8 protein-coding genes are annotated in these 9,672 nt (G+C 71.4%); 5 read left to right on the top strand and 3 right to left on the bottom strand.

What is annotated here, in order from left to right; all coding sequences use genetic code 11:
• Together ACFP3V_RS21885 and typA are read right to left on the bottom strand one after the other, a co-directional pair.
• A partial coding sequence (locus ACFP3V_RS21885) for an ABC transporter substrate-binding protein (protein WP_380586011.1) occupies positions 1 to 360 on the bottom strand: 360 nt, incomplete at its 3' end.
• A 396-nt stretch (positions 361 to 756) separates the two neighbouring features.
• Complete coding sequence (typA, locus tag ACFP3V_RS21890; RefSeq protein ID WP_380586013.1) at positions 757 to 2,661, bottom strand: translational GTPase TypA; 1,905 nt, start codon at positions 2,659 to 2,661, stop codon at positions 757 to 759.
• A gap of 164 nt (positions 2,662 to 2,825) precedes the next feature.
• Here typA and ACFP3V_RS21895 point away from each other — a divergent pair, with 164 nt between their 5' ends.
• Positions 2,826 to 3,986, top strand: coding sequence for a tetratricopeptide repeat protein (locus tag ACFP3V_RS21895; RefSeq protein ID WP_380586015.1), 1,161 nt, complete (start codon positions 2,826 to 2,828; stop codon positions 3,984 to 3,986).
• Here ACFP3V_RS21895 and ACFP3V_RS21900 read toward each other — a convergent pair.
• Positions 3,970 to 5,613 carry an ABC transporter family substrate-binding protein gene (locus ACFP3V_RS21900; protein ID WP_380586017.1) on the bottom strand — a complete coding sequence of 548 codons (1,644 nt, stop codon included), beginning with the start codon at positions 5,611 to 5,613 and terminating at the stop codon, positions 3,970 to 3,972. The two genes, ACFP3V_RS21895 and ACFP3V_RS21900, sit on opposite strands and share 17 nt — an antisense overlap.
• Positions 5,614 to 5,896: 283 nt before the next feature.
• On the opposite strand from ACFP3V_RS21900, the gene ACFP3V_RS21905 reads away from it, so the two are divergent.
• From ACFP3V_RS21905 to ACFP3V_RS21920, 4 genes are read left to right on the top strand one after another with little or no spacing between them, the layout of a single operon-like run.
• The gene (locus ACFP3V_RS21905; RefSeq protein WP_380586019.1) at positions 5,897 to 6,127 is read left to right on the top strand and encodes a hypothetical protein; all 231 of its coding nucleotides are present in this window, start codon (positions 5,897 to 5,899) and stop codon (positions 6,125 to 6,127) included.
• Positions 6,124 to 6,918: a hypothetical protein gene (locus ACFP3V_RS21910; protein ID WP_380586020.1), complete on the top strand. Its 795-nt coding sequence runs from the start codon at positions 6,124 to 6,126 to the stop codon at positions 6,916 to 6,918. The genes ACFP3V_RS21905 and ACFP3V_RS21910 overlap by 4 nt, the downstream gene beginning before the upstream one ends.
• Positions 6,919 to 6,939: 21 nt before the next feature.
• A complete protein-coding gene (locus ACFP3V_RS21915) occupies positions 6,940 to 8,835 on the top strand; it encodes a fumarate reductase/succinate dehydrogenase flavoprotein subunit (RefSeq protein WP_380586022.1) in 1,896 nt (631 codons plus the stop codon).
• Positions 8,832 to 9,590 carry a succinate dehydrogenase/fumarate reductase iron-sulfur subunit gene (locus ACFP3V_RS21920; protein WP_380586024.1) on the top strand — a complete coding sequence of 253 codons (759 nt, stop codon included), beginning with the start codon at positions 8,832 to 8,834 and terminating at the stop codon, positions 9,588 to 9,590. The genes ACFP3V_RS21915 and ACFP3V_RS21920 overlap by 4 nt, the downstream gene beginning before the upstream one ends.
• The last annotated feature ends 82 nt before the right edge of the window (positions 9,591 to 9,672 follow it).

The following is a 9,672-nucleotide window of genomic DNA, read 5'->3' on the forward strand; positions in this document are numbered from 1 at the left end:
GGACTTGGCGGTCACCGGGGTGCCGTCGGAGAACTTGGTGCCGGGCTTGATCTTGACGGTCCAGTTCTGCTGGTCCGTGGAGGTGATCGACTCGGCCAGGTCGTTCTCGGCCTTGGAGGTCTTGGGGTCGTAGCGCATCAGGCCACGCATGATCATGTTGAGGACGGCGCCGCCGTTGACCTCGTTGGTGTTGGCCGGCTCGAGCGGGTTCTGCGGGTCCGCCCACCAGGCGGTCACAATGCCGCTGCCGTTGCCGGAGCCGCTGCTGGAGCTGGAGCTCCCGCTGCTGCTGCAGGCGGTGGCGGCGAGGGCGATGGCGACGGCCCCAGCCGCGAACTTGGCGCGGGTGGCTCCACGCATGGATGTGCCTCCTCAGACGTGCTGCTGTGCAAGTCGTTCCGGTGCGCCGCCCATCCACCCCTGGATGCGCCGCGCGTGTGCTCGCGAGCCCTGTCCGACCGAGTCGGCAGCAGGCCCGGTGACCCGAGCGTCGTTCCTACTATCCGTCACTCTCGGCTATGCCCCTGACCAAATTGCATTGCGGTTTGATCACACGCCTGTGACTCATGTCTCGCAACCTGGTCAGGCCCACTTGGTTGCAAGGAGTACCGAAACGGACACTACTCCCTTCCTATCGACATGCTGTCACCGATATCCGTACACCAGGACACTGACACTCGGGGAAGGTGCCACTACGCTCAGTTACCGTCTGATGGAGCAAAAAGGCCGTCGGACCGGAAGGTCNCCGCGTGCGGCTCAGCCCTTGGCAGCCCGGCCGCGGTTCCGCGCGCGGGTCTGCTGGTCCAGGATCACCTTGCGGATGCGCACCGTCTCCGGGGTCACCTCGATGCACTCGTCCTCGCGGCAGAACTCCAGCGACTGCTCCAGCGAGAGCTTGCGCGGCGGCACGATCGACTCGGCCACGTCCGCGGTCGAGGACCGCATGTTGGTGAGCTTCTTCTCCTTGGTGATGTTCACGTCCATGTCGTCGGAGCGGGAGTTCTCACCGACGATCATGCCCTCATAGACCTCGGTGCCCGGCTCGACGAAGAGGACGCCGCGCTCCTGCAGGTTGGTCATCGCGAAGGCGGTCACCACACCGGCCCGGTCGGCCACCAGGGAGCCGTTGTTGCGGGTGGTCAGCGTGCCGAACCAGGGCTCGTGGCCCTCGTGGATCGAGTGCGCGATGCCGGTGCCGCGGGTCGAGGTGAGGAACTCCGTCCGGAATCCGATCAGACCGCGCGACGGCACCACGAACTCCATGCGCACCCAGCCCGAGCCGTGGTTGGACATGTTGTCCATCCGGCCCTTGCGCACACCCATCAGCTGGGTGACCGCGCCCATGTGCTCCTCGGGCACGTCGACCGTCAGCCGCTCGACGGGCTCGTGGATCTTGCCGTCGATCTCCTTGGTGACCACCTGAGGCTTGCCGACGGTCAGCTCGAAGCCCTCGCGGCGCATGGTCTCGATCAGGATGGCCAGCGCCAGCTCGCCGCGGCCCTGCACCTCCCAGGCGTCCGGGCGCTCGGTGTCCAGCACGCGCAGCGAGACGTTGCCGATCAGCTCGCGGTCCAGGCGGTCCTTGACCTGACGGGCCGTCACCTTGCGGTCCACCTTGGCGCCGGACTTGGCGTCCGCGCCCTTGCCGGAGCCGCCCTTGCCGACCAGCGGCGAAGTGTTGGTGCCGATGGTCATCGAGATGGCCGGCTCGTCCACGGTGATCAGCGGCAGCGCGACCGGGTTCTCGGTGTCGGCCAGGGTCTCGCCGATCATGATGTCGGCGATGCCGGCCACGGCGCAGATGTCGCCCGGGCCCGCCTTCTCGGCCGGCTTGCGGGTGAGCGCCTCGGTCATCAGCAGCTCGGAGATGCGCACGTTCTGGATCGAGCCGTCGCGCTTGATCCAGGCCACGGTCTGGCCCTTGCGCAGCTCGCCCTGCTCGACGCGGAGCAGCGCGATGCGGCCGAGGAAGTTGTCGGCGTCCAGGTTGGTGACGTGAGCCTGGAGCGGCGCGCCCTCCTCGTAGGTGGGGGCCGGGACGTGCTCCAGGATGGTGGAGAAGAAGGGCTCCAGGCTGTCGCTGTCGGCCGGGACGGTGCCGTCCTCCGGCTTGGTCAGCGAGGCGATGCCGTCGCGGGCACAGGCGTAGACGATCGGGAACTCGATCTGGTCCTCGTCCGCGTCCAGGTCCAGGAACAGGTCGTAGGTCTCGTTGACGACCTCGTCGATCCGCGAGTCCGGGCGGTCGGTCTTGTTGATGCAGAGGATCACCGGCAGCTTCGCCTGGAGCGCCTTGCGGAGCACGAAGCGGGTCTGCGGCAGCGGGCCCTCGGAGGCGTCCACCAGCAGCACGACCGCGTCGACCATGGACAGGCCGCGCTCGACCTCGCCACCGAAGTCGGCGTGGCCGGGGGTGTCGATGATGTTGATCGTGATGGGCTCGCCGCCACCCTTGGGGTGGTACTTGACCGCGGTGTTCTTGGCGAGAATGGTGATGCCCTTCTCGCGCTCCAGGTCGTTCGAGTCCATCACGCGGTCGTCGACGTGCTGGTGCGCGGCGAAGGCGCCGGCCTGCTTGAGCATGGCGTCCACCAGCGTCGTCTTGCCGTGGTCGACGTGCGCGACGATGGCGACGTTCCGGATGTCATTGCGCGTGGGCATACGGAGTACAGTTCTCCCGATTCGAGGCGGGCTCCTGACGCTCCACTGCGCCACCACCGCCGGTCCACCGCCGCGCGTCTGGACACAGCACGGCTGCCTCCCATGGTACGGGGTGACGCCCCGCCTCTACCCATCGGGCCTGCGAGCTGGCAGGATCCGCCGCCGTGACCGAGATCGCGGCGCCCGCCGCCCCCGCACCCGCCCGGCCCCTCCGCTCGCTTCCGAGCATGCTCCTCGCGGGACTCCTGATGTCCTGCTGCGCCGTGCTGCTGCCCGGCTTCGAGCGCTACCAGGCCGGCTACGCCGGCTGGGCGGCGGGGCTGTCCACCGCCGCAGGCGGACTGCTGGCGCTGCAACTGGCCCATCTGGTGCCGCTGTTGCCGGGCCGGGTGGCCGGCGTCGCTCCCACCCTGCTCGTCGTCGGCACCGGGCCGCTGCTGCGGGTGCGGCGGGGCCGGCGGACCACGGTCGCCTTCCATGCCGTGCCGTTCCCCCTGCTGTGGGCGCACGGCTCCGTGGTGGCCCGTGCCGGACTCCGGTCACGGCTCGCGGTCCTGGCCCTGGGCCGGGTCGCGGTCGGTCTGGGCGTCGCGGAGCTGCTCCTGCTCAGCGGCCACCCCTTCCTCTGGGGCGTGGGACGGGGCATGGTCCTGTTCACCGTGATCGGGCTCGTGCTGTGGGCGGGCGGCCGGAAGGCCGGGCATCTGGGCTGGTGGCCGGCACCCGTATGGAACCGGGACGAGGCCGGAGCCCGGGCCCTCGACCCCGTCGGACTCGCCACCGCGCGTGCGCTGGCCGGGGGCGACCTCGAGCGGGCCCACGCCGAACTCGGCGACCCGGCAGGAACGCTGACGCCTCTTCAGCTCCGCGTGGCGCTCGCCGTGGCCGAGGGCCGCTGCGCGGAGGCCCTGCGCCTGGCGACGCAGGGCCACGGCACCGAGCCGGACGAGGAACTGCGGCTGCTGGCGGCACGGGCGGCCTGCCATGCGGTGGAGAGCGGCGAGCTGTCCGTGGACGACGCGCAGCCGGCGCTCCGGCTGCTGCACGCGCACGGCCCGCGCAGGCTCCTCCGCTCCTCCGAGCTGCCGGCCACCCGCGCGCTGCTCACGGGCTCGCCCGCCGAGGCGGTCCGGCCGGCGCGACGGGCGCTGAGCCTCCCCCTGGACCTGACCACTCGCGGCTACGCGCTGTGCACCCTCGCCGCCGCGCAGGCGCGGGCCGGCGACCTGGCCGGGGCCGCGGCGAGCCTCGGCCGGGCGCGGACGTGCGCGCCCGGCCTGGCCCGGATCGGCGTGGTGGAGGGGCTGATCAGCTCTTCTTCGTGAAGCCGAGCCGGGTGAAGTCCGGCGTCGCGAAGCCGAAGGCGCCCGCGTTGACCAGGGTGTCGCTGGTGGCCACCAGCTCCGGGGACTGGAACAGCGGCAGGTTCGGCACGACCTGCCAGAGCCGCCGGTCGGCCTGGTTCGCCAGCGACGCGGCCTGCTTCTCGTCCAGCGCGGAGACCGCCCGGTCCAGCAGGCTGTCGATCTCGTCGGTGCCGGTGCCGGAGTAGTTCTGCCCGGCCTCGACCGAGCCGTCCACGGCGACCTGCGGCTTCTCGTACAGCGCACGCTGGTCGGCGACGGGGAAGCGGGACGCGGGCCAGGCGAACAGGGCCAGGTCGAAGCGGCCCTGGGCCAGGTTCGGGTTCACGAAGTCGGCCGCGGCGACCGGACGGGTCGTCAGCTGGATGCCGGAGGCGGCCAGTTGCGCGGTGAGCAGGGACGCCAGCCGGGCGTCCGTGGCCGAGCCCTGGCGGGTGAGCAGGGTGAGCGCGAGCGGCTTGGCGGCCTTGGTCCGAGTGGCCGGGTGGGCCGCGTCGCTGTTGGCGGGGGTCTTCCAGCCGGCCGCGTCGAGCAGCTTCGCGGCGTTCGCCGCACCGCCCTGGAGCTCTGCGCTGTCGTCCCGGTAGCCGGGCTGACCCGCCATCAGCAGCCGGTTGCCCAGCGGCGTGGCGGGCAGCGACAGCGGCTTGAGCACGGCGTCCGCGAGCGCCTGCCGGTCCACGGCGTCCGCGACGGCGTGGCGTACCTGCGGGTCCGCCAGGGGGCCGGTCGCCCCGTTGAACGTCAGCTGGACGTACGCCGGTGCGGCGGCGCGGTGCAGGGTCGTGCCCGCCACGGCGGGCGGGGCCTGCCCGGAGTCGGTGACGGCGGCGGAGAGGTCGGCGTAGTCGACCGCTCCCGCGCGCAGCGCCGCGATCCGCTCGGCGGGTGCGACGGCGGTGAGCGCCAGCGCGTCGAGGTGCACCTGGCTGCCCCACCAGCGCGGGTTGCGGACGAGGGTGAGCGCCTTGGCGTCCTGGGCCTTGTAGGTGAACGGCCCGGCGTCGAGGTTCTTCCCGGCGGCCGGGTACAGCGGCGTGAACAGACCGCGCCAGGGCCCGAAGGGCTGGCTGAAGACCACCTTCACCTGGTGCGCGTCCGCGCCCTGGCCGACGGAGGCGATCCGGTCGTACCCGTCGGCGGAGTGGGCGGCGGCGAGCCGCTTCCACTGGGCGGCGAAGTCGGCCGCGGAGAGCGGGGAGCCGTCGCTCCAGACGGCCTTGGGGTTCAGCGTGTAGATGATCGTCTGCGGCGAGGCGGACGTCTGTTCGGCCTTGACCAGGTAGTCCTGGTCGAGCACCGGCCGCGCCCGGTCGTCCAGCCGGAAGAGCGTCGGCAGCGACGCCTCGGCGGCCAGCGCGGTCGCGTCGGTGGCGGCGGCCCCGAAGACGTCCCGGTCGGCGGGGACGGCGTCGACGGCCCAGTGGAGGGTGCCGCCCACCTGGACCTTGCCCCCTCCGGAGGAGGCCACGTCGGAGCCCGACGCCCCCTTGTCCCCGCTGCCGGAGGTGCAGGCGGAGCAGATGAGCGCGACAGCGGCGCAGACCAGTACGGACAGACCACGGCGGGTACGCGACGAGTTCACCACGCCCCCACGTAACGCCGGTCGGTCCGCCGCCTCCTGACGACACGTCGGCGCGTGCCGTACGGCCACTCATTCAGGCGACCGCCAGTTGCACCCCCCGGGGCGCGAGGCCGCGGATATGTGCGGCTCCGCCGCGTGGCGCGAGGAACCCACCACCCACGAAGGCCCGACCCCCTGGAGGGGACGAACCTCCCCGAGTGGTGGGTCCCTCGCGCCCTGGGGGGTGCCCCCAAGCGAGTGCACAAGACTTCCCTTCGTGGGGTGACGGAGGTCACACTCGATCAGCATGGGTTCTGGCGTCGGTCAGGAGGTGCTCGTGGGTCGCGAGGAAGAGATCCGGCGGCAGTTGGACGTCATGGAGCGGGCGCTGCAAGCCCTGCGGCGCGAGCTGGGAGCACAGCGCGTCCCCGCGCAGGAGGGGCTGGTCGAGATCCCCGACACCGACTACGACCCGGCCTGGTGGCAGGGCGCCGACGACGAGGGCGTCGGCTGTCGGCACGAGCGGGACGCGTCGTGACCGGCGTGCGGACACCGGGGCGGGCCGCCCTGCCGGAGCAGACGCTCCGCACGGACCGGTGGTGGCTCAGCCCGGTGGTGACCGCGCTGGGCCTGCTGGCCTTCGTCGGCTACTCCACCTGGCGGGCCTTCTTCGGCCTGCACACCGCCTACGCCGCGCCCTACGTCTCGCCGTTCTACTCGCCCTGCCTCGCCGCCAACTGCCCGGACATGAAACAGGGCGCCGACTGGGCCCTCTTCGGCAGCTGGTGGCAGCTCTCCCCCGCGCTGATCGTGCTGATCTTCCCGCTCGGGTTCCGGCTGACCTGCTACTACTACCGCAAGGCCTACTACCGGGCGTTCTGGTCCTCTCCCCCCGCCTGCGCCGTCGCCGAGCCGCACGCGCGGTACACCGGGGAGACGCGGTTTCCGCTGATCCTGCAGAACGTCCACCGGTACTTCTTCTACTTCGCGATCCTCGTCGCGGGCGTGCTCACCTGGGACACCGTCCTGGGCTTCCGCAACCCCGCCGGCGACTGGGGCCACATGGGTCTGGGCACCCTCGTCCTGCTCGTCAACATCGTGCTCATCTGGGCCTACACGGCGTCCTGCCACTCCTGCCGGCACATCGTCGGCGGCCGGCTGCGGCACTTCTCGAAGCACCCCGTCCGCTACCGGCTGTGGACCTGGGTCGGGAGGCTGAACGCCCGTCACATGCAGCTCGCCTGGGCCTCCCTGATCAGTGTGGCCGTCGCCGACCTGTACGTGTACCTGCTCGCCAGCGGGGCCTTCAGCGACCCGCGCTTCTTCTGAGTCCGAGAAAGGGCCCCACGCATGACCGAAGCAGAGCGGTACGACTTCGACGTGGTCGTCGTCGGCGCCGGGGGCGCCGGGCTGCGGGCCGCGATCGAGGCCCGGGAGCGGGGGCTGCGGACCGCGGTCATCTGCAAGTCGCTCTTCGGCAAGGCGCACACGGTGATGGCCGAGGGCGGCATCGCGGCCAGCATGGGCAACGTCAACGAGGCCGACAACTGGCAGGTGCACTTCCGCGACACCATGCGCGGCGGCAAGTTCCTCAACCACTGGCGGATGGCCGAACTGCACGCCAAGGAGGCGCCCGACCGGGTCTGGGAGCTGGAGGCCTGGGGCGCGCTCTTCGACCGGACCAAGGACGGCCGGATCTCGCAGCGCAACTTCGGCGGCCACGAGTACCCGCGCCTGGCCCATGTCGGCGACCGCACCGGCCTGGAACTGATCCGGACGCTGCAGCAGAAGGTCGTCTCGCTGCAGCAGGAGGACTTCCGGGAGACCGGCGACCACGAGTCCCGGATCCGGGTGTTCCAGGAGTACACGGTCACCCGCATCCTCAAGGACGGCGAGCGGGTCTCCGGGGTCTTCGGCTACCAGCGCGAGTCCGGACGGTTCTTCGTCATCGCGGCGCCGGCCGTGGTGCTGGCGACCGGCGGCATCGGCAAGAGCTTCAAGGTGACGTCCAACTCGTGGGAGTACACCGGCGACGGCCACGCCTTGGCGCTGCTCGCCGGGGCCACTCTGCTGAACATGGAGTTCGTCCAGTTCCACCCGACCGGGATGATCTGGCCGCCCTCCGTCAAGGGCATCCTGGTCACCGAGTCGGTCCGCGGCGACGGCGGCGTGCTGCGCAACAGCGAGGGCCGCCGGTTCATGTTCGACTACATCCCCGACGTGTTCCGGGACAAGTACGCGCAGTCGGAGGAGGAGGCCGACCGCTGGTACACCGACCAGGCCAACAACCGGCGGCCGCCCGAGCTGCTGCCCCGCGACGAGGTGGCCCGGGCCATCAACTCCGAGGTCAAGGCCGGTCGCGGCACCCCGCACGGCGGGGTCTTCCTGGACGTCTCGACCCGGCTCCCGGCGGAGGAGATCCGCCGCAGGCTGCCGTCGATGCACCACCAGTTCCTGGAGCTGGCCGATGTCGACATCACCGCCGAGCCGATGGAGGTCGGGCCGACCTGCCACTACGTCATGGGCGGCGTCGAGGTGGACCCGGACACCGCCGCCTCCGTCGTCCCCGGCCTCTACGCCGCGGGCGAGGTGGCGGGCGGCATGCACGGCTCCAACCGGCTCGGCGGCAACTCCCTCTCCGACCTGCTGGTCTTCGGCCGCCGCGCCGGCCTCCACGCGGCCGCGTACACACGGGAGTTGACGGACCGTCCGGTGGTGGACCAGGCACAGGTGGACGCCGCCGCGGCGGAGGCGCTGGCCCCCTTCTCGGCCGACGGCGGCGAGAACCCCTACACGCTGCACCAGGAACTGCAGCAGACGATGAACGACCTGGTCGGCATCATCAGGCGCGAGGGCGAGATGGCCGAGGCCCTGAAACGCCTGGGCGCGCTGCGGGCACGCGCCGAGCGGGCCGGCGTCGAGGGCCACCGCCAGTTCAATCCGGGCTGGCACCTGGCCCTGGACCTGCGCAACATGCTGCTCGTCTCGGAGTGCGTGGCCCGCGCGGCGCTCGAGCGGACGGAGAGCCGGGGCGGCCACACCCGGGAGGACCACCCCGAGATGTCGGCGCAGTGGCGGCGGGTCGCCCTCGTCTGCGCGCTCGCGGAGAAGCCCGACAACGGCGGCGGCCAGGTGGCCCTGGTGCACAAGCCCAACCCGCCGATCCGGGCGGACCTGCTGGCCCTGTTCGACCGGGCCGAGCTGAAGAAGTACCTGACCGACGAGGAGCTGGGGGCTGAGTCATGAGCTGGACGGCCGAGTTCCGCGTCTGGCGCGGCGACGCGGAGGGCGGGGAGCTGACGCCCTACCAGGTCGAGGTCAACGAGGGCGAGGTGGTGCTGGACGTCGTCCACCGCCTCCAGGCGACGGCTGCTCCGGACCTCGCGGTGCGGTGGAACTGCAAGGCAGGCAAGTGCGGGTCCTGCTCCGCGGAGATCAACGGCCGCCCGAGGCTGATGTGCATGACCCGGATGTCGGTGCTGCCGCCCGGCGAGCCGGTGACCATCACGCCCATGCGCACCTTCCCGGTGCTCAAGGACCTGGTGACGGACGTCTCCTTCAACTACGCGAAGGCGCGGGAGATCCCCTCGTTCACCCCGCCGGAGGGCCTGCGGCCCGGGGAGTACCGGATGCAGCAGGAGGACGTGGCGCGATCGCAGGAGTTCCGGAAGTGCATCGAGTGCTTCCTGTGCCAGAACACGTGCCATGTGGTCCGGGACCACGAGGAGAACAAGCAGGCGTTCGCGGGCCCGCGGTTCCTGATGCGGGTGGCCGAGCTGGAGATGCATCCGCTGGACGCGGTGGCGGGACGGGCAGCCACGGCACAGGAGGCTGACGGACTGGGGCTGTGCAACATCACCAAGTGCTGCACGGAAGTCTGCCCCGAGCACATCAGGATCACGGACAACGCCCTGATCCCCTTGAAGGAACGGGCGGTCGACCGCAAGTACGACCCCCTCGTCTGGCTCGGCTCCAAAATCACCCGCCGCCGCGCCACCTGACGCCCCGCCAGGGGCGCGAGGAACTGCGCGACCAGCCCACCAGTCGGGGAGGTCCGACCCCATCTGCGGGACGAACCTCCCC

The sequence above is a fragment of the Streptacidiphilus monticola genome (genome assembly GCF_042658505.1).
GTDB classification, from domain to species: domain Bacteria; phylum Actinomycetota; class Actinomycetes; order Streptomycetales; family Streptomycetaceae; genus Streptacidiphilus; species Streptacidiphilus monticola.

Coding starts and splice junctions, on each gene's coding strand:
- typA (WP_380586013.1), bottom strand. CDS start 2,661: ATGCCCACGCGCAATGACATCCGGAACGTCGCCATCGTCGCGCACGTC.
- ACFP3V_RS21905 (WP_380586019.1), top strand. CDS start 5,897: ATGGGTTCTGGCGTCGGTCAGGAGGTGCTCGTGGGTCGCGAGGAAGAG.
- ACFP3V_RS21915 (WP_380586022.1), top strand. CDS start 6,940: ATGACCGAAGCAGAGCGGTACGACTTCGACGTGGTCGTCGTCGGCGCC.
- ACFP3V_RS21920 (WP_380586024.1), top strand. CDS start 8,832: ATGAGCTGGACGGCCGAGTTCCGCGTCTGGCGCGGCGACGCGGAGGGC.